15 protein-coding genes are annotated in these 20,052 nt (G+C 43.1%); 14 read left to right on the top strand and 1 reads right to left on the bottom strand.

All coding sequences use genetic code 11. The features are described 5' to 3' along the window. The first annotated feature begins 11 nt into the window (after window positions 1-11). The 10 genes from R7070_RS13695 (at window position 12) to R7070_RS13650 (ending at window position 17,057) form a co-directional block, all read left to right on the top strand. Window positions 12-5,432, top strand: coding sequence for an Ig-like domain-containing protein (locus R7070_RS13695; RefSeq protein WP_101905925.1), 5,421 nt, complete (start codon window positions 12-14; stop codon window positions 5,430-5,432). A gap of 155 nt (window positions 5,433-5,587) precedes the next feature. Continuing rightward, entirely contained in the window at window positions 5,588-6,292 is a 705-nt protein-coding gene (locus R7070_RS13690; protein WP_014386716.1) for a DsbC family protein, read from the top strand. Further along, the gene (traC, locus tag R7070_RS13685) at window positions 6,289-8,739 is read left to right on the top strand and encodes a type IV secretion system protein TraC (protein WP_014386717.1); all 2,451 of its coding nucleotides are present in this window, start codon (window positions 6,289-6,291) and stop codon (window positions 8,737-8,739) included. The genes R7070_RS13690 and traC overlap by 4 nt, the downstream gene beginning before the upstream one ends. A 14-nt stretch (window positions 8,740-8,753) precedes the next feature. Beyond that, on the top strand, window positions 8,754-9,077 hold the full coding sequence (locus R7070_RS13680) for a hypothetical protein (protein ID WP_014386718.1): 324 nt from the start codon (window positions 8,754-8,756) through the stop codon (window positions 9,075-9,077). Then, window positions 9,074-9,589: a S26 family signal peptidase gene (locus R7070_RS13675; RefSeq protein ID WP_069541826.1), complete on the top strand. Its 516-nt coding sequence runs from the start codon at window positions 9,074-9,076 to the stop codon at window positions 9,587-9,589. The genes R7070_RS13680 and R7070_RS13675 overlap by 4 nt, the downstream gene beginning before the upstream one ends. Further along, window positions 9,552-10,820, top strand: coding sequence for a TrbC family F-type conjugative pilus assembly protein (locus tag R7070_RS13670; protein WP_014386720.1), 1,269 nt, complete (start codon window positions 9,552-9,554; stop codon window positions 10,818-10,820). The genes R7070_RS13675 and R7070_RS13670 overlap by 38 nt, the downstream gene beginning before the upstream one ends. Further along, entirely contained in the window at window positions 10,817-11,521 is a 705-nt protein-coding gene (locus R7070_RS13665; RefSeq protein ID WP_014386721.1) for an EAL domain-containing protein, read from the top strand. Before R7070_RS13670 ends, R7070_RS13665 begins: the two co-directional genes overlap by 4 nt. After that, window positions 11,518-12,525, top strand: a complete 1,008-nt coding sequence (locus tag R7070_RS13660; protein ID WP_014386722.1) for a TraU family protein — start codon at window positions 11,518-11,520, stop codon at window positions 12,523-12,525. The genes R7070_RS13665 and R7070_RS13660 overlap by 4 nt, the downstream gene beginning before the upstream one ends. Window positions 12,526-12,720: 195 nt before the next feature. Beyond that, complete coding sequence (traN, locus tag R7070_RS13655) at window positions 12,721-15,501, top strand: conjugal transfer mating pair stabilization protein TraN (protein WP_014386723.1); 2,781 nt, start codon at window positions 12,721-12,723, stop codon at window positions 15,499-15,501. Between the two features lie 227 nt (window positions 15,502-15,728). Next, window positions 15,729-17,057: a hypothetical protein gene (locus R7070_RS13650; RefSeq protein WP_138221979.1), complete on the top strand. Its 1,329-nt coding sequence runs from the start codon at window positions 15,729-15,731 to the stop codon at window positions 17,055-17,057. A 100-nt stretch (window positions 17,058-17,157) separates the two neighbouring features. On the opposite strand, the gene R7070_RS13645 is transcribed toward R7070_RS13650, so the two are convergent. Next, window positions 17,158-17,832 (bottom strand): DUF1845 domain-containing protein, encoded by a 675-nt coding sequence (locus R7070_RS13645; RefSeq protein ID WP_014386731.1) that lies wholly within the window; start codon window positions 17,830-17,832, stop codon window positions 17,158-17,160. A 296-nt stretch (window positions 17,833-18,128) separates the two neighbouring features. On the opposite strand from R7070_RS13645, the gene R7070_RS13640 reads away from it, so the two are divergent. From R7070_RS13640 to R7070_RS13625, 4 genes are all read left to right on the top strand, one after another. Continuing rightward, entirely contained in the window at window positions 18,129-18,452 is a 324-nt protein-coding gene (locus R7070_RS13640; protein WP_014386732.1) for a hypothetical protein, read from the top strand. Between the two features lie 165 nt (window positions 18,453-18,617). Continuing rightward, window positions 18,618-18,839 (top strand): hypothetical protein, encoded by a 222-nt coding sequence (locus R7070_RS13635; protein WP_014386733.1) that lies wholly within the window; start codon window positions 18,618-18,620, stop codon window positions 18,837-18,839. A gap of 262 nt (window positions 18,840-19,101) precedes the next feature. After that, window positions 19,102-19,407 (top strand): hypothetical protein, encoded by a 306-nt coding sequence (locus tag R7070_RS13630; protein WP_052481498.1) that lies wholly within the window; start codon window positions 19,102-19,104, stop codon window positions 19,405-19,407. Window positions 19,408-19,793: 386 nt separating this feature from the next. Next, window positions 19,794-19,970 carry a hypothetical protein gene (locus R7070_RS13625; RefSeq protein ID WP_014386735.1) on the top strand — a complete coding sequence of 59 codons (177 nt, stop codon included), beginning with the start codon at window positions 19,794-19,796 and terminating at the stop codon, window positions 19,968-19,970. Window positions 19,971-20,052 lie beyond the last annotated feature (82 nt).

The following is a 20,052-nucleotide window of genomic DNA, read 5'->3' as shown; positions in this document are numbered from 1 at the left end:
GAGAAAACATTATGAATAAGTTCAAGCTAAGGCTACCAGTCTTGCTTGGTGCGATGGCCGCAATTGCTGCACCATTAGCTCAAGCGGAATTGTTAGAATACAGCTTTAATACACCTGATGGTGCAGAACGCACATTATCTCCAAGCACCGTTTACGCCAACCCAACAGGGAACATAAAGTTCGCGTTGAGTGCAGGGATCGACCGTAAGGTTAAAATCTCTATCGTAAGGCCAGACGGTTCAGTGGTGAATTCGGCTACGAGTCACCTGCTTGGAGGCGCAGACCGTATTACAGTTAATGGAAAGTCCTATTATGGTGCGGAGTTAGAACTAGCCGCTCCGGGGGAGGGCGAGTACTCATTTAAGGCAGAAATTCTTACGTCTGTTGGAGATTCTGTTCAAACAGATACATACCCAATTATTGTAGATATCACACCTCCTGTTATTTCTGGGGAGATTCAGTGGGTCAGAAGTGGTTTTAGTATGGGTAGTATTGATGTCTTTAACCACGGTTATGCGGGTAAAGAGTTGAGATTGGAAGGGATTGATGATGATAGCGGTATATCGTCAGCAAAATTCTTTACCATCGACTCTTCTGGGCAAAAACGAGAAACGAACGCATCCTTGGATACAGTTCAGGGAGTGGCATCTTTACCTGTCGGCAGTGCAGTCAGTAGCTCGATGGCTCCTGAAAATCAAGCAGAGTATACTCTTGGTTTTTCAATCAGTGACGAAGCAGGAAACCAGACAGAAATCAGTAGAGTTTCAACGATTGATAAGGTTGTTCCCCAGGTCTGGACGGAAGTATTCGATAGTTCCGAAGGCATTTGGAAACCCTACACATCGGGTATGAATGTTTATGAAAACCCTGTTCAAATTCGTTACAAACGAAGAAAGCAGGAACATACTGCATTTAATGGAACAAAATATGGATGGGGAGATACAACCTATGATTCGGAAGATAATGAATTTATTTACCGAAATGTAAGTTTAAACTACCCTCAAAAATACTCATATTTCCATTTCTTCACCCAAGCTGGTGGTTACTCAACACATCGTTACGCAGATTTTAATTTTAATCTAGCTGGTGGGGCTTCTCTTGGTCCTAAACCAATAAAGCTTGAATATCATCTAAGTGATGGTGGGTGGGTCTCAAGTGAAAGACCACGCTACTCTCACCCTTACGTGGTGGATAAGGTCCGTATACATTCAGAAGCAAGGCCATATAACCAGAAAGCTTGGCTTAGTGGTTTTGGAGCTTGTGTGATCCCTGCAAATGAAACGTTTTGTGAGGCTGAGGTCAATGTAAGTAGGACATCAGGGCGAGGATACAGCCCAATTCAGTATTATGTAGCAAAAGAAGATGGATCATTTTCAGTGCATGGTGGGTATCTGTACACATTTTGGGATATGAATCCACCAACAATAGATAATGTCTCTGTTGATAAAACATTAGGCCAAATGACAGTACGGGTTATTGATAATGATAGAGTCAATAACTGGCAGATAAGTCATTGGGACACTAATGTGTTTAAAGCATATGCTGATAATGGTGAAGAACGGATCGAGCTGCCGCGTTCATCGTACACTTCACCTGACTATAAAACTAAAATTGCGACGTTTGATTTTGCTAGTCTGACCGATGGTAACTATTCCCTGTCTGCCGAAGCGATAGATACCTATGGGAACAGTGCTACGCAAAGTTATGGTGAGCAAATCTTAGTCGATAACACGCCACCAACGTTATCTGTCAATGTTACTGATGATGTCCAGTCTTTGGATGACGTTGTTATCAATCTTTCTGATAACTTAGACAGTACACCGAAGGTAACGTCGATTGCTTTAGTCGGCGGTCCGGCGGATGAATCTGTTCAATTGTCATGGCGTGAAGAGTCAAATGGTCGATTCCGTTTGGAATACCCTGTGATGTTCCCTTCGCTGGCAGAAGGTGAGAGTTATACTCTTACCGTAAAGGCTGTAGATAACCAGAGTAACGAAGCGACAAAAGCCGTAGTGTTTAACTATAAACCTCGTGAAATTACGCTTTCAGGCGGATTTAACGGCAATATGGCTATTCCGGCAGTTCCGTATGAGTTTACCTATGCAGACGGTAAGAACATCATCGAAACTGAACCTCTAACGTTAAGTGATGGTTCGGTCGTAACTGGCTCATACGACGTAATGGTGACATTGCGAAGTGATGCTCAAATTCCTTTGGTGGTAAACGGTATTCGAGTTGAACCAGGCCAAACTGCTGACATTATGAAAAATCATAGCTTTGCTTCTACTGGAGGACGATTAAGTATTCCAGTTCGAGCTGTTGATGGTGCAGATGCTGGCACAGCAAGCCTTTTGGTTATGACTACAGCGCCTAACTCACCAGTTTTGGTAGCCAATATCAAAACATGGAAAGCGAGTGAAAGCTTAACGGCCAATACCTGGGAAGTTCGACAAGTCATCGACAACTTCAATGTCCAAGTCTCTGCCGACTCAGGTGTACCATGTCGCTATTCGACGAACCTGCAAGAAGCTCAATCATCAGATCCTATCAAAGACCCTGTATGTTTTGTTGAGTGGGAGCAGATTCCAGATGAAGCCGAAGTGGTAAACAGTAATCGAGTTGCTGGTATATCTGGTCAAGCATTGCAGATCGGTGAACAGGATGTCACTTATGGTGTATATCTGTTTAACGGCGAAGATAAGGTAAAAATCGGCGGCGGTAACAGAAAGCTAAATGTGGTCTCTGCTTTGGGTTCAGTAACTTACTTACCAGAGTCAGATATTGCTCAAGTAGACCGTGTTATCCAGAACTTAAATGTTCAGTTACGACAAACCTCAGGTCCAAGCTGTATCCTGACGATGGATGCTGAAAAAGCCAAGCAAGATGAGAGTGGACGTGTATCCGAAGCGGCGCACAGAAGCTGCTTATTTGAGTGGAAAGAAGTTCCAGAAGGGCTGCTACAAGATACTCGATACGACACACCAACACTAATTGGTTCATTGGCAGAAAAAGCAACGGTTCCTTTAAGTTGGCGCGTTAGCATTTTCTCTCGTAGTGGAGCTCGTGTAGCGTTAGCGGATGAGACCTTTAACATCGAGGTTGTTGACCCAGCGGTTCCTCAAGTTGATCTGATGACCGATTATCACTTCAAGGACAACATCTACATCGTTCCTATGACTGGTGATTATTTCGGTGATGTCCAAGTGAATGCGAAGCCATCAGACTTGAGGGTTTCTATATCTAGGAACAATGAAACACTTGAGTCAGAAGTGCATTCATCCGGTATGGGTACAGCGATGAAGGTGAATCGTCGTATTCGAACAGATGACCGCAAACTGTGGGAAGAAGTAACTTACCAAGTTGACTCTTCATATGAAAAAGTACCTGAAATTAAGAGCACTAAAGAATATCGACTGATTGCAATGCCAAGCAAAGGTATTCGTCCAATGCTGTCAATGGATGGTAATACTGTTCTCGATATCCAAACGCTGAACGTAAAAGTCGATATACGCGATTTGTACCGTGGGAACGACGAATATGATGAAGCAACTATGGGGCAGTGGAAGGTTCGTCTGTCTCGTCAGATCTCTCCAGGAGAGATTGAACCAATGTCAGAATGGGTGGATGCAGAAAACGGTTCAGCTGAAATAGCAGTTGAAATGTCGAAAGTAGACTCTAGCTACATTCGATTTACCGCAGAAGCGAAGCTTGTTAGCCCAGTTGAAGGATATGAACGTATCGAGGCATCTCCAAGCCCAATTTTTGCTACGGTTCTTCGTGGTAACAAAATTGATGGTGAGGTTACAACTCGTCGTTTATCAGGTGCAGCTCCTTTCAATGCCGCTTTTAAGTTAGGTATTGTCGATCGGCTTGATTATCGTTCAGTTGGAGATGTCTTCTGGGAAGTGAGTAATGACGATGGTCAGACATGGAATGAACATGCTACAGAAGAGCGTAGAAAGTACAGTTTCGTAGAGAGTTTCGGTGTTGGTAAATATCTAGTTCGAGCTAAAGTTGTAAACGTAAACTCGGGCTTAGAAAAGTACACTGAAAATGTAGAAATTGTTTCGTATGAAGCGCTTGAAGTTGATGTTCCTGGTCCTGATACGCTCTTGGTGGGTAGTTCTTCTGAATACTCAGCGACCATTATGGATGGCGAGAACGCATTTGATGCAAGTAAAGCTGTGATTGAGTGGTCAGAAGATGGTGGTAAGACTTACACTACTGCGGCTCCACGTATCACGCTAACCAGAGAAGAACCACAACGAGTTAAGCTAATTGCTCGTGTACGTTCGACGATGGCTCCAGAAGATGATGCGTATGCGTATAGCCAGGCCAAGAAAACCGTAGAGTTTAAAGCTGTTAAAGCTCCGCGTATTCGTATTGATGGACCTCGTTTAGTAGAGAAAGACTTTACTTACAAACTAACCGCAGATACTCGACTGCCTTATCGAGATTTGGATGCCGAAGTTAAGGGTTTCTTCACGCTTCCTGATGGAACCATTATTGAAGGCAACACTGCTGAGTACGTTCCAAATCAAGCAGACTTGGATCAAGCTCGTGTTGAAATCAAATACACAGCATGGATCGACGGTTACAAGGAGTCTTCTACATCGGAAACGGTATACAAAGCTCGCGTATGGCAATATGTCTGGCCTGAGTTTGCACTCAGCTACAGAGCAAATGCAGATGTAGCACCAGCTATTGTTAGCGCTTCTGTTCGTCCTGTTGGATTCCGAGGCAAGCTTGAAGAGCCTACCTACGAATGGATCTTACCGGAAGGTGCAAAGCTTAAAGATCAACGAGACACGTCTCGCTCTTTTGAAATCACAGAGCCGGGCGAGCACCTTGTGAAGGTCATTGTGCGCGATGCTCGTGGTAACGAAGCAGAAGCTCAGTTAGCGATAACGGTAGGTCAAGCTGAAAACTATAAGGTAGAACTAGAATACTCAGGTTCAAATAAGCTAGATCGTGAACCTCTGGATGTTTTGGTTCGTCCATATATTGAAGGTGGACACCCAAGAGACCGAATTAATGTGATGCAGTACACCGTTAATGGGAAGTCTCTTGAAGACACTGGTCGTTATGGAAGAATGACGCTTGACGCGGGAGAACACACAATTAACTTCCGTATTAAGTCTGAAATGGGCAAAGAAGTGGAGAAAGAGTTGAAGATAAAAGTTATCGAAAACCAAGCTCCGGTTTGTTCTATCGACCACAGAGAAAGTACATTCGCATGGCTTGTGTATGCCTCATGTGATGATGTCGATGGTCGTGTAAAAGGATTTGAATGGACGCTTAATGGTGAACCTGTTGCCTCTTCATCACGAAGATTGACGATCAGCAAACGCAGCTATGATGCAATGCCAGAAGTTACTTTGACTGGTATAGATGATGCTGGTGGTCGCAGTGATCCTGTGACCCTTCAATAAAAGTATGACTATCTAAACCAAGCCCGGCACTCGCCGGGCTTTTTTGTCTCTCCGCTCTAATTGACCAAACAGGGCAACTACAGATGCAGGCTTGTATCCATATCCCGAATAAACTGCCAACTGATGAAAAAGTAACTGACGGTTAAAGGATAGGTATGTTGAAACAAGCAATAGCACCAGTGCTCATGCTGCTTAGTACTGTAGCAACAGCGAAAGATTTTACTGCTGCTGATGTGCAGAAAGCAGAGGCAAAGATTACTGGAATGGTTGAGTTGCCAATTTATGGCATCAATGCAGTAGAAAGTGACGGTCAAATCGTGTTTTTGTCAGAGAATGGACGCTTTGTTATTTCAGGACAAATCTACGATCTCTGGCAAAAGAAGCCTCTCAGTACGTTGACAGAAATGCGCGATGTCGCTGACCGATTTAGGCTACGTGACATGAATGTCGATATAGATGCGATGAATGTGGCAAAGCTTGGGACTGGCCCAAAAGAAGTAGTGGTCTTTGTTGACCCTCAGTGTGGTGCCTGCCACCAGCTAATGGAAGAGGCGAAAGCTCTTAAAGATGAATACACGTTTAAGTTTGTCGTGATACCTATTCTTGGTGATAAGTCAAACCGTTTAGCTCGCGCTCTGTCTTGCATAACTGACCAAGATAAAGCGTTTGAAGCGCTTAGCCAAAGAAAGCTTGGTTCCTACCCAACATCATGCAGCAGTAAACGTCATGATCTCACTCTGCTTACCGCACAGTTACTAAATATTCGAGGTGTTCCTTATTTGATTGCACCTGATGGGCGAGTCAACGCTGGCCGACCACAGAATATGGACCTGAAAACATGGCTGGAGAGCGATAAATGAACATTATTACGATAAGAAAAAAGCTCCAAGAAAAGCTTATCCCAGAGCATTTAAGAGCTGCTGGGATTGTCCCCGTGCTTGCGTACTCAGAAGATGATTACACCTTCTTGATGGATGATAAAAGCATTGGCTTTGGTTTCTACTGCCATCCTCTATGCGGGGCTGACGAAAAGATTCAAGAGCGTGTTAATGGTTTTATGAACCAGGAGTACCCGGCCAAAACCACCATGCAGTTTATCTTGTTTCGATCTCCTGACTTAAACCATGAAATGTATCGAATGATGGGGTTACGTGATGGTTACAGAGATGATCTGTTGACCTCTTCAATCGAGCAGCGAATGGAGTTTCTTCAAAAACATACGACCGAGAGAATGGTTGCCAAATGTAAGAAAGGAACATTTGATCTTGGTCTAATCCACGACCTAAAACTGTTCGTCACCGTAAAAGTGCCCATCAAACATGCCAATGAACCGTCTCAGGAAGAACTAGACTCTCTGGCAAACCTACGGACTAAAGTTGAGTCTTCACTAAGAACGATTGGTGTTCACCCTGTCCCCTTAACTGCTGTCGGTTACATCAGAACAATGAATACCATGCTCAATTGGGGGCCTGAGGCATCATGGCGAACAGATGGTTGCGATTGGGAAACAGACAAGCCCATTTGTGAGCAAATTTTTGATTACGGCACAGATTTGGAAGTTGATAAGAGCGGTCTACGTTTAGGCGATTATCACGTTAAGGTTATGTCTGCGAAGAAAATGCCCGACTCTTTCTATTTCGGTGATGCAATCACCTTTGTTGGGGATCTCAGTGGGGGCAACTCAGCTATTCGTGAAAACTACATGGTCGTGACAAACCTGTTTTTCCCAGAGGTTGAAAACACCAAGAATGCACTTGAAAGAAAACGTCAGTTTACAGTAAACCAAGCATACGGGCCTATGCTGAAATTTGTTCCAGTACTTGCTGACAAAAAGCATGACTTTGATGTTTTGTATGAGTCATTAAAAGAAGGCTCAAAACCTGTCCGTGTAAGTTACTCATTGGTGCTTTTTGCTCCTACAGCTGAACGCGCTCAAGCAGCAGCAACAGCGGCGCGTAACATCTGGCGCGAGAACCGCTTCGAGATGATGGAAGACAAATTTATCTCGTTACCAATGTTTATCAATTGCTTGCCATTCTGTACCGACCGAAAAGCCGTAAAAGATCTGTTTCGTTATAAAACCATGACCACTGAACAGGCATCAGTTCTATTACCGGTATTTGGCGAGTGGAAAGGGACTGGCACTTTCCACTCTGCATTGATTTCTCGTAACGGACAGCTAATGAGCTTGTCTTTGCATGATAGCGACACGAACAAAAACTTAGTGGTCGCAGCGGAATCTGGATCGGGTAAAAGTTTCCTTACCAACGAATTGATATTCAGTTACTTGTCTGAGGGGGCTCAAGTTTGGGTTATAGACGCAGGTAAGTCATACAAAGACCTGTGTGAACTGCTGAAAGGGGACTTTGTGCATTTCGCCGAAGGCTCCAACATTTGTTTGAACCCATTTGAACTGATCACGAACTGGAAAGAAGAAGAGGATGGTGTTGTCTCTATCGTCAAAGCTATGGCATCCGAGAAAGGCTTGTTGGATGAATACCAACTCGCAGGTTTAAAGCAAATTATGAACGAGCTCTGGGAAGTTATTGGCCGTGATATGACTGTAGACCACATCGCTGATAAGTGTTGTGAGTCTGATGAGCAACGAATTAAAGACATCGGTCAACAGCTATATGCATTCACATCAAAGGGTAGTTACGGTAGCTACTTCTCTGGTTCGAATAACGTTAACTTCCAAAACCGTTTTACAGTCCTGGAGCTTGATGAGCTACAAGGCCGCAAGCATTTACGTCAGGTTGTTTTGCTGCAAATGATTTACCAGATTCAGCAGGAAATGTTCCTCGGTGAACGTAACCGTAAAAAAGTCGTCATCATTGATGAAGCATGGGATCTGCTTAAAGAGGGTGAAGTTAGTACATTTATGGAACACCAATACCGTAAGGCAAGGAAGTACGGTGGAAGTATTGGTATTTGTACTCAGTCGATCAACGACCTGTATGAAAACCCTGTGGGTCGCGCTATTGCTGAGAACTCAGCTTCCATGTACCTACTTGGTCAGACAGAAGAGTCAGTAGAATCCGTAAAACGAAGTGGCCGTCTGTCTCTTTCCGAAGGTGGTTTCCATACCCTAAAAACTGTTCACACCATTCTAGGTGCTTATTCAGAAATCTTCATTAAATCAAAAGCTGGCATTGGTGTTGGCCGTTTGGTTGTAGGTGATTTCCAAAAACTACTTTATTCAACAGACCCGGATGACATCCGAGATATCAATAAGTATGTAGATCAGGGCTTAAATATCACTGACGCAATACGTCAAGTAATGCATCAACGTGGCATGGCCGCATAACTAAAAAGGAAAGGATGATGAACTTTAAATCAATTTTAATTGCGGCGTTGTTAGGTGCAGCTGGTGGATTTGGTGGTTCTTATTACTTCATGGTCAAAGAAACCGCAGCACTTCATGACCGATTAGCGTTAACGCCTCCAGTAGTTGTTGTGGATTTCACGAAAATTGCGAGCTCATACCCATCCGGAGCTGATGAGGCTGAGATCGAACAATTGATGCTTAAAACAAACAACGCAATCTTCAAACTCAAAGAAGCGGGGTACTTGATTATTGATGGTGCCGCTACTTTAGGTGCCCCTGAGGATATTTATTTACCTTCGGAGGTAATACTGGAATGAAGCTCATTGTTAGAAAAGAATCTTGGAAGCGATTTGCTTTAAAGGCTGCAATTGTACTTGCTCTTCTTTGGGTTGCTGGGACGTCCTTTGCGGGACGTTACCGAATCGGTTATGACCCTCAATTAGAGCGATGTTTACCTAATCATTCTGTCTACCTTATCGACCTAAAAGATAAAGAACTCCATAGAGATGCTATTTACGCCTTTTCAGCAAAGGGTATGGAGCCACTTTATGATGATGGAACAAGGATGTTAAAAGTCCTTTCCGGGATGCCAGGCGATACTGTTGAAGTCAATAAAAACTGGGAAGTTGTAGTGAACGGAGAGGTTAAACAAGTAGGGTTACAACTGGCTAATAAGTTGAATGTTCCTGCTAGTCATTTCTTTGGGAAAGGTGTTCTTCCAGAGAAACATTATTGGTTTCTCGGGGAAAGTATATCGAGTTTTGATTCACGCTATTGGGGAGCTGTAAAAGATGAGCAAATCATTGGCCGCGCATATCCGCTTTTCTAAATTGTCTGTATTAGTTGCGGCCCTCATTTCAAGTTCTGTTTTTGCTAGTAACAGTCCTCTAACTAGCGAGGATATGGCTATCATCGAGCAAGGAAGAGAGTTGGCAGAGAAGGCTCGCCAAATGGAAGAGCTTCCTGATTGGGCGAAGAATAAAAATCTAGATCAATCTCAGGTAGAAGCACGTCAGTTTTTTCAGCAATTACAAGAATCTGACCCCACGCTGAAAGCAATGGCAGAAAGACAGGCCGAAAAAAGTGTCTACACAGGGCACTCCACTCTTATTTTTGCATCTTACTCATTGGGAAAAGAAGGGCTGAAAGACGTCCTTGATACGGCATCAGGTGAAGATGATGTGGTAGTGGTTTTCCGTGGAATTCCGGATGGTATGAGCATTGGTGATGGCATCAAAGCTGTTCAAAAATTAGCAGAGCAAATGGACCCAGTGCCTAATGTCGTTATCAACTCTGTTTTGTTCCAAAAACATAATGTCACGTCAGTACCAACAATAGTCGTGCTTGAAGAAGAAACTAAGCCTGGACACGATCCCAAAGAACTCGCAAAAGTTACAGGTTTATCGACGCTGGAGTGGATAAGAAAAGAGGTGGATGCTGGTGAGTCTGGCGACTTCGGAGTTCGAGGTCCAGCAGTTGAAATTGCGGAGCAAGACTTTATCGAGAGAGCTAAAGCTCAACTAGCGGGTATTGACTGGGAAGAAAAGAAAGATCAGGCAGTAAAGCGGTTTTGGCATAACCAGCAGTTCAACGAAAGACCACGGGCACCACGATATAGAGAGCGATTGCTTGACCCAAGCATATACCTATCGAAGGACATAAGTACCGCTGAGGGAGTTGTGTTTGCTCGTAAAGGTGAGGTTATAAATCCACTTTGCGCTCACGGCGAAGAGTGTAAGCCGGGAACTCGTCAGTTTACTCAGGCCGTTATCATTTTCGACCCTTTAGATAAAAAGCAAATGGAACTGTTGACTGAACTTGTCCCTAAAGTGCAGCAAGAACGTGGGGTTCAAAGAGTCACATATATTGCTACTCAGTTTGAGCGCGATAGTGGTTGGGATTCATATAAACATGTTACGGACACAGTTGACGCTCCTGTTTATCTGCTTACGCCGGATGTAGTTAATCGCTTCCAAGTCGAGTACACGCCAACAGTAATTACAGCTCAAGGGAATAACTTTTTGGTAAGGGAATTTGATGTTAAGGAGGCTGTGGAATGAACCTGATCCCTGCATTTCAGACGATTACCTCAAATGGTAGCAATACTGTTGGAGCAGAAGTACTTTCTAGATGGCACCATCAAGGTCAAGTCTATGGTCCAGCAGACCACAAAACACCGATTAATTGGGGTATGGTGGATTTAGAGATAATGAAATCTCTGATTCCCCTTGTCCCTGTTATCGAAAGGCTTTACCCCAGTATTTTTATTAACGTATCGCCACAGACATTGAGCTTTTCAGACATGCGAATGAAGTGGTTCAAATTGTTGAAAGAGCTTACAGATAAAGCCCCATTCCAAGTAGTTATAGAAATCACGGAAAAGGTAACACCAGAACAGTTGGATAACGCATGGTCCTTACTTAGTCAGTTCAATGTTGCTTTAGCTATGGATGACTTTGGAGAAGATCACTCATCAGTTAGTCGCCTAACATCTTACTCTTGGCAATTTTGCAAAGTTGAAATAGGACAATTGAAGGGTTTGGCAGGTAACGCGGCGGTTCAGTATTGTCGTCTTAACAACATAACACCGATTGCAGAACGAGTTGAAAGTGTAGCTCAATCAGAAGTGGCAAAACTTCTTGGATTAGAGTGGCAGCAAGGTTTTTTGCATGGCAAACCCGTCACGTTCGACCTTGAAGTGAACTCATTAATAAAACAAGCACAAGTATCTGAGCCAGTTAGAGTTGGAGTTATGTCGTGAATAAAATATTGAATTCAATTTTATTAGTGGCCCTATTTGCCTTGGCGGGGACTGCTAAAGCTGATCCAGGATGCCAGAATGCAGAAGTCATTGGCCCTAAACTTTTTACTGATATCTGTTGGTCATGCATATTTCCGATTCGAGTGGCAGGGGCAACAATGAGCGGAGGTGGTGGTTCTTATCCGTCTGATGCAGTTGGGAGCCCTTTGTGTGCTTGCCAAGATAACAATGGGATACCACGACCAGGTGTAACTACGTCAATGTGGGAACCTGCTCGTTTGGTTGAATTTCAACGAGTTCCAGGGTGCTCTTCTGTGCTTAATGGAACTAGATTCCCCTTTGACAGAACGTTCCAAGGTCATCATGGAGAAGGAACGATGGACGGTGGTGATGGCTCATTTATGCATTATCACTTTTACGCCTTTCCTCTTATGACAATGTTGGAACTGTTCGTGAAGAAGACCTGCAATGCTGATGGTTACTCTGATTTAGATATTATGTACCTGTCCGAGTTAGACCCTACTTGGAACTCTGATGAACTTGCATTTTTTACTAATCCCGAAGCTGCTGCTGTCGCTAATCCTATAGCAGCGGCAGCATGTACAGCTGACGCTGCGGCTGCGAGTATTGGTAAGCCTCTCAAGCAGTTGTTTTGGTGTGCAGGTAGTTGGGGGTCAATTTACCCTTTAAGTGGAAACCAAAATGGTGGAAAAGGGGTGATCAAAGACAGTAGTCTACTTGCAACCCGTGTTCTAACAGCTTTGCATCGTCGAGGTTTGTCATGGAAGACGATGGGTTCTGATGCAATGTGTAATGGTGTCATAAGCCCAACATTACCCAAAACACAATACAAATTTACCTTATTGCATCCAGTCGCAGAAACAAATTCTTCACATGTTATCGGAGAGTCAACGTTAACGTGGGGGATAGGGAAAACAATTCCAGCAATAGGTCAAGATCCTATTTACACGATATGGCGCTGGAATGATTGTTGTAATAACTAAAGCTCAACAAAGAAATCACTAATAACTAGCCCCGTTTTGGGGCTTTTTCTTTATATGGAGGACATGAGCAGCGTAGGTAAACGACCCCAGTGTTGTCCAAAATGGACAGTTCCACAGTCTAAAGAAACTCGGTCGGGCGACTATCATGGCGATATATGTTGAGGGGTAATAAGAACGGGTTACAGGAATAAAGTAATGAGAAATTATACAAGGTTGATGAGGGCTGTCGCTTCTCTGCTAATAGTGACAACCCCTTTCTTGCCGATACATGCCTATGCTAACGGCAATAGCGCTAGTGAGGCAGGACGAGAAGCGCAAGTTTTAGCAAATGATTTAGTGTCTTCGTTCAAGTCCGCTCCAGGAGGAGTTAACAACGGAAATATTAGTTTTCCAACACTTGAAAATGGTCAATTTCAAAATGGTGGTGGAACTATAAATGTAAATGATTTATTTCCGGGTACAAGCAGCTCCAATAGTGACCCTTCAAGTTATTACTTCCCAGATGGAAACCCGAACTTAGGTGAACTAGAAGGTGTCTATAATGACAACAATGGTATGGATTCTATTGGTGGTAATGCAAAAAGCTCTCTATGGAGTGATGCTAATAGTGGGAGCCCCACCATATCAGGAGCAGCCTACAAAGTTCTCTTGGATGCAACAAACCAATCAAAGCCTGATTTCAGCAATGACCCCTTGATGAACCTTAGTAAGAAAACCTATGAAGACATTGATGTGATATCAGAAGGTTTTGGTGATTGTTCTGCTGAAACAATCATTAACAACAATACAATTGCAACGCATATACCAGATTATAGAACTTGTGAAAGGGTAACGGATAAAAGTGCCGATTGTGAAGTGTTGCATGAGTATGACGCTGAAATCATAAAATACCATGATGGCCCATTTAACATTAAGCCGTGTGGGGATGATTGTATTGAACTTTGGATCGGTAAAGTTGGCGATAACTACTGGTCAGGCTGGTGTACAATCTATGAGCAGGCAACACAGGTTAGAGTTGATAATCCTGATGCAATCATTTCAGCGACACTAGAATATGCTAAGTGGGATGACTATATGCAAGTATTAGTAGGTCCTCCTGGCAGTGAAAACAAAGTATGGCAAGGTCCGAATAGTAACTTCCCCCCAGAAACTCCCGGTGCATGTGAGCTAAGTACAAGTTGGCAAACTAACCCCAACACTGATGTGACGTCTCACTTTAAAAACACAAAACCAGGCGATGTGGTTAGTTTTAAAATCAGAGTTTCTGTTGCTGGTAATGGTGAAGGTTTTGGTCGGATAAAAATTAAGTACGATCGTTCAAAAGCAGTATTCAAAGACACATGGACCCCGCAGAGTTGTCTCGATGCAGCTGTAGGTATCCGAGATGGTTTTGCTTCTGGTCAATTCTCTTGTATTGAGCAACCATCTGATGTAAATGCGTCTGGTTGTGTAGTAAAAAATGGATTTAAAGTTTGCGAGGACATGTTGAGTGAGCCTCCTTTGCCTGGGATACCTAAGTTATGCACAAAAGTCAGAGTAAAAGCTGACTATGACTTCTACAAGGGGCAAATGGAGTGTTGGACTGACCCACAAGGAGAAATACAGTGCCCAAATAATCAAGGTGGCAACCTTGATTCATGTAAGGTTCTGGAAGATAACCCGCAGTGCGGTTTTGTTAGTTCTAAGTGTGTGGAAGGTGCTCAGGGAAGTTCAGGAACATGTTATGTGCAAGAAGATACCTTTGATTGCGGGACGGATGTTGATGTACCTACTTTAGACAAAGAAACAAACTTTACATGTGGTGGGCCAATAAAATGCATGGGTGACGAGTGCTTAGACGTTAATAAGACACAAAGTACCGACTTTGCCAGAGCTGCCGCACTGCTGAATGCTGCTCAGTTTATGACACAAGATATGGCGTGTACTGGTACTGATGGTAACGATAACCCAACAGGTACAGAAAACGTTATTTGTAAGGCTTTTGGTGGCGATCCAGGTGAATGTAAAAAAGCTGTTGGGGGGGCTCAGGATTGTTGTGAGAAACCAAGCGGCCTATCTATGGGAGACTATCTGACTCTTATGATGTCAGTTCCTAAACTGGATGGTGCCATTATGTCACTGGATAACGGCAGTGCAATTAAAGGTGCTTATCAAGCCATCCGTGATCCAGCCATTAGTGGTTGGACCGAAATCACCAAGCCGTTCACTTCATATATTGAGAACATTACAGGTGCGATTGACAACTTTACTAAACCAATCACTGACTTGGCAAAAGAGGCAATTCAGGCTCTCAAAGATGAAATCACCAAAATAACCAGTAAAGCTCTAGGGAATGCATCTGCATCAGGAAGCGCTGGTGTACCAGCTGGCGCATCGGAAGGTATGATGGAGCAAATGGTAGGACAACAGGCAGCGAGTGTACTAAGTGGTATTATGGCCGCGTATACCGCTTATGTTGTGGCTATGATGATCATTCAAATAGTTTGGAAGTGTGAAGAAGAAGAGTTTGAATTGAATGCAAAAAGAGCATTGAATAGCTGCACTAAGGTTGGTTCATATTGCAAATCAAAAGTGCTGGGAGCATGTATCGAAAAACGCGAAGCATACTGCTGTTTTAGCTCTCCACTATCACGAATTATTCAGGAGCAAGTAAGACCTCAGTTAGGAATGAACTTCGGCCCTGCAAAAGCTCCTCAGTGCGATGGTATTCCACTGGATCGTTTATCTGAGATTGACTGGACACAGGTAAATCTGGATGAATGGTTAGCTTTGCTGAGAGTTAATGGTCACTTTGACGATCCTGCTGGTATGACTTTAGACCGCCTTACTGGATCTGGTAGTGCGTTTAATGTTGATGGAACTCGACTTAATGCTCAAGAGCGAGCTGAGGAGAGATTGAAGGGGTCTGATCTCGATAAAACAAGAAAAGATGCGGGAGACTCCATCCTTCCAGATACAGGTGCTCCAGGTTATTAAAAAGACCAGTTGTATACACATTAAAGGCGCTCCCATTTTGAGCGCCTTTTTTCTTGTTTGAAATATTCGCTGAACCTGTTAGATTAAATCCATGAGGTTTGAGCGTTTCCCTCGGCATCCACCAGTGCCAAAACGTGATACCGCAAACCAGTTAACCTGAAACTAATGGCTGTGTTTGCGCGAGGTGGACGTAGCAAAAATTTTAAGCCAAGTGAAGGGATTAACTTATGGATACTCCATACCCAATTTATCCGTCTCAAACGGATGCATTCAAAAATATCGCCAAGTCATTTGCATCTCTTATAGCAAAAGAGTCCAAAACCAAAGTTCTGAGCGCATTCAAACGTAATGACTGGCTGGCTCAGTCTTTAGGCTATAAAGGACACGCAGATTTACTTCAATCGACTCAGTTTCGAAAGCAGGCCGACCAAGGCGAACCTTTAAGGTGCTTTCTTCACGAGAGCATTCGAACTGCGATCAGTCAAACATTCTCGTCAAAGATGCCAGATATACCTCCTCAAATTATTGAAAGGGCAAGTTTAGAAATGAATGACGCCGAAGTGGTTTTGTCTAATACTCACCCAGAAGCAAAATTGCCTATGATGCTTGATGAAGGGAGTAAGTATTTTTCTGGGTCATTCGAGAAAATACGAGATGAAATAAACGCTGCGGCAACGCGAAAAAATTATGTGCCTGTTCTAAAGCTCGATTTTTCAGAATCACCATTCAATGTATACGCAGTACTTATGGAACATTCTGCCCTAAAAGCATTTAAGGTAGATCCTAATCGCCGCGATGTAGAATTGATTTATCTCAAGCCCAAAGGTGATACATCTAGTAGTAATTGGAAAATTAGAGCTTCACTAGATGTTTGGGGAGCGGAAACGATCCCTGCTGACGTGCTAAATGACTGGTGTGTTTTCCGTGACTGGTTATTGCAATTCAATCTCGTTGGCCGTACTCATATCTCTGAGAGATTGAAAGATCATAGATTTATTACTTTCCACACGCAGAGTCATCCTGAATACACACTTGAAAAGTTGTACGGAGATCTGAACAGTGAAGAAGATAAAAATCTGTTGTACGCATTGTTAAACCCTAACAAACGATTGATGAATGATGAATCGTCACGAATTGATAGTCGTGGTAATGGCTTCAACAGTACATTGAAATACTCATCGGAAATTTTAAAGATGATTTCGGGAGAAAAGGGTAGCAACAACCAGCGAGGCTGGACAATTGATGGTGTGTTTGAAAATGAAGCGATAGAACACTATGAGCCCATTCAATCAGGTTATGCTTTCCGATTAAAAGGTATGTCCACGGTAGTTACAGTGACATTGACGCCGAACGCAGAGACTGGCTGGGTCGATTACAAGCTGAGTCACTACATTAAAACTCCAGAACAAATGAGCAAATATGTTCCAAGTAGACAATCGGGTGACTATCTTGAGTATGCCTTGCAACGTGGAGTAACAACGATTACCGATTTTTATAAAATCGCAGTACGCAATGGTCACATTCCAGATGACTCGTGGCTAATAGCGAATAGTTAAAGTTAATGATGACATTTTTGACTTTCACATGTGAAAGTGAGAAACACAAAAAAGCCCTTCTGTTGTAGAAGGGCTCTCAATAGATAACCGACATAAAGCGTTAAGCTGCCTTTTCATCTTCCCCAGATTCAGCATTGTCGGCTTCGGATGCAATTTCTTCATCAGTAGTTTCTTGAGTTGGAGCAGCTGCTTCAACTTCATCTTTCTTGCCTTTGGAGTGCGCTGAGATGCGAGCTCTCTTCTCAATACCAATAATTCGGCCAGCAAGTTTGATTAAGCGTTGTTGCCATTGATAAGTGGCGTCTTTGCGCTGTTTGCTTGTGAGGATACTATTTAGCCATAGAGTATCGACTAACAACATCAAGTTATCTAACTTGCGCACTAGGTGAGCAAATTGAGCTACTTGTGGTGAGTTGATCTCGATATCGTACTGGTTTGGGCTTGTATATTCTGGAGCGCCTTCAATTCCGTTGTCTTCCATCAGCTTTTGTAGCTGATTAGTGGCGGTATCAAGATCAACGGATACTTTCTCGATGTGCTCCTGGATGATGCTTTCTACTTGGTCAATTTCATCTTGTTCACCAATGATTCGCAAAATAACATCAATCGAAAACAGTGAATCGGAAACGCGCTGAAAGCTGCGTTCGACTACACGTTGAGCTTGCAGACTGTTCACTTTCAGCACTCGTTTGAATACAGGGCGAGAAAGGTCCGCATTGTTGCGCTCTTTTTTGGTTGGTTGTTGTTCCAAAGAGGTTTCTGCTAAGTCTGTCATTTCTTTCTCCTTCAATTGAATACAGATACAGATAAACGCAGATACAGGATAAAAGGTCTATTGACGAATCCTTAGCTACAAATGTGCCCAGAACGGGCAGATAGAACGATTTATTACATTTTACGAGAAGTGCTATAGTAAAGACTCTTTAGTCGCTCTGCGGCTTTATGTGAGATAGCTGGTCTCCACAAACAATCAGCATTAATCATATGCCGTATGGCATTTCAAAACCCAATCGGGGGAACAATACCCCGACCAAGGGTGTTGCTCCCCTTAGTTTTATAAGGAGTAACACCATGCACATCATCACTTTCGTTTTTGTTATCGTAGCTAGTCTTGGCGCATTGTACGTAGGAGCAATGGTATTTGCGAAAGCATTTACTTTTCTTGCGTTGCAGTTCCAGAACTTAGGTTTGTTCTTTTGGAACAAAGCGAGTAACAAAGCGCGGTCTGTACAGGCCGTTATCAAAGAAAAAGCTGAACAAAAAGCGAAAGCTGTTCAGACTGCTGTTGTTCCTGAGCCTGCTCAAGAACAACCGACTCCGGCTAAACCTGTCGATGAATATGCTTATCTAGAAATTCCAACGTATATCCGTAAAGGAAAAACGCTGGTTTGGTAAGTAGATCTTTAAGGGTATAGCTCAACCAAAAGACTTGACTGATGAGATGTACAACACGTACATCTCATCTTTCATCTCTAAAAATAAAAACCCTGACGGGGGCAACTACCCCGTAGGGGTGAGTTTGTCTCTGTCGTTTAAAAACGTTCAAAAAGGAGACAAATCATGAACAAAATTACATTTACTTTCTGGAAAGCCATCTTGAATGTAGTGCTGGGCTTAGGTACTGGTGCTGTTATTACTGGTGGTATTGGTCTTATGACTGGTGGTGTACATCCCGCAGCTGTGCTCGGAGCTAATGTCGCTGCTGTTGTTATGGGATTAGTTTTCATGGCAGCTTACGTTGTTGGTTCTATCATTCTGGTAGCATTTAGTGACAGTGGATAAATAGGCTCAATTTTGAGCTTAATTTTCGTTAGGATCTGAATGACACTTTGAGGACAGAACAATGACAACAGGAAGCCTGTTATATTTTTCGCTCATCTTGGGGGGCCTGATAGCTATCATTGTTATTGGGTTGATAACCAAGAAGATTGTAGAAAAAAAGTTAAACAAAAAGCACGATAATCGTGATCAGTAATTTAACCCTGGCGGGGGACCTACCCCAGAAGGGATAGGGTATCTCTGCTTAACAAGCAAGGTAACTTATATGAATACTGTACACTTTTGTGGATATGATTGTGATGTAAGAAAGATCCAATATCCAAATCAACAATTAGCTCTAGAGCTGGTGGCCTCGGACACAAAGAATAATAGTCAGCAAGGTATTATTCCTGGAGAGCCAGTTTGTGTTGCAACGGTTTGTTTGCCTGATTTCAAGTTCAAGCCACACCAGTCAGCGATCTCAGAGATTACTCTGAGTTGGCTGGTATTCTGGATGTACTTGAAGAAGCAAAAATTGTTAAACGCACAGGTCAGCAATTACCCACGGGGTATGTATCTGTTCCTGTTGTGAATGTGTTGATTTAGCTTTATAGCCAAGATAAACAAGCTCCAATGGGGCTTGTTTTCAAAGCATGTAGTGGTACGTGTTTTGAAAACAAGCGTCATAGGAGTCATGTATGGTAAAAAACATGCCAGTATCAGGTATTGCTTTTAGCGGTACTCAGGTATTTGGCGTTTCAAATTCAAAGCCTCCATAACCTGGCTCTTTGTTACACAATGAAGGACACAGGCTAAGGAGGACAGTTCATGCCAAGTAAGATCCAATACAAATTACGTCCCTTTTTATACAGCAATAGTTCACTGTCTCTGAGTAGCGTGTGTTTCGTTTTCCATTATGTAAATGTTCATTCAAAGCAAATTGGGTCAGGAGAATTATTGCATTGGGGATAAGATAGTATGAGAGTTCACTTGTATGATGATTGCGCGGGTGTGTTGTATTTAGCCAGTGGCCGAACGATATCTATCAATCCACGACAATTTTGTAGTGTTATTGAAGCTCAAGAGGTTATTACTGACTGGGCTAAGCGTTTAGGTATTATTGGTCAAAATGACACTATATCCGCGTATTCATAATCAAATTCGGCCCAGTTTAGGGCCGAACTTACCAAGTCTTTTTAGGCATACGACAATTATGCCTAAAAAGATTTTTGCTCTC

The sequence above is a fragment of the Vibrio sp. 1557 genome (assembly GCF_033340175.1).
GTDB classification, from domain to species: Bacteria; Pseudomonadota; Gammaproteobacteria; order Enterobacterales; family Vibrionaceae; genus Vibrio; species Vibrio alginolyticus.
The sequence above is the reverse complement of the archived record's forward strand: the minus strand, read 5'-3'. Positions and strand labels throughout refer to the sequence as shown.

Bases quoted from the DNA above. Each gene is read 5' to 3' on its own strand.
- R7070_RS13640 (WP_014386732.1), top strand. From the start codon at position 18,129: ATGCACATCATCACTTTCGTTTTTGTTATCGTAGCTAGTCTTGGCGCA.
- R7070_RS13625 (WP_014386735.1), top strand. From the start codon at position 19,794: ATGAGAGTTCACTTGTATGATGATTGCGCGGGTGTGTTGTATTTAGCC.
- R7070_RS13695 (WP_101905925.1), top strand. From the start codon at position 12: ATGAATAAGTTCAAGCTAAGGCTACCAGTCTTGCTTGGTGCGATGGCC.
- R7070_RS13630 (WP_052481498.1), top strand. From the start codon at position 19,102: ATGAATACTGTACACTTTTGTGGATATGATTGTGATGTAAGAAAGATC.
- R7070_RS13650 (WP_138221979.1), top strand. From the start codon at position 15,729: ATGGATACTCCATACCCAATTTATCCGTCTCAAACGGATGCATTCAAA.
- R7070_RS13670 (WP_014386720.1), top strand. From the start codon at position 9,552: ATGAGCAAATCATTGGCCGCGCATATCCGCTTTTCTAAATTGTCTGTA.
- R7070_RS13645 (WP_014386731.1), bottom strand. From the start codon at position 17,832: ATGACAGACTTAGCAGAAACCTCTTTGGAACAACAACCAACCAAAAAA.
- R7070_RS13690 (WP_014386716.1), top strand. From the start codon at position 5,588: ATGTTGAAACAAGCAATAGCACCAGTGCTCATGCTGCTTAGTACTGTA.
- traN (WP_014386723.1), top strand. From the start codon at position 12,721: ATGAGAAATTATACAAGGTTGATGAGGGCTGTCGCTTCTCTGCTAATA.
- R7070_RS13680 (WP_014386718.1), top strand. From the start codon at position 8,754: ATGATGAACTTTAAATCAATTTTAATTGCGGCGTTGTTAGGTGCAGCT.
- R7070_RS13665 (WP_014386721.1), top strand. From the start codon at position 10,817: ATGAACCTGATCCCTGCATTTCAGACGATTACCTCAAATGGTAGCAAT.
- traC (WP_014386717.1), top strand. From the start codon at position 6,289: ATGAACATTATTACGATAAGAAAAAAGCTCCAAGAAAAGCTTATCCCA.
- R7070_RS13635 (WP_014386733.1), top strand. From the start codon at position 18,618: ATGAACAAAATTACATTTACTTTCTGGAAAGCCATCTTGAATGTAGTG.
- R7070_RS13675 (WP_069541826.1), top strand. From the start codon at position 9,074: ATGAAGCTCATTGTTAGAAAAGAATCTTGGAAGCGATTTGCTTTAAAG.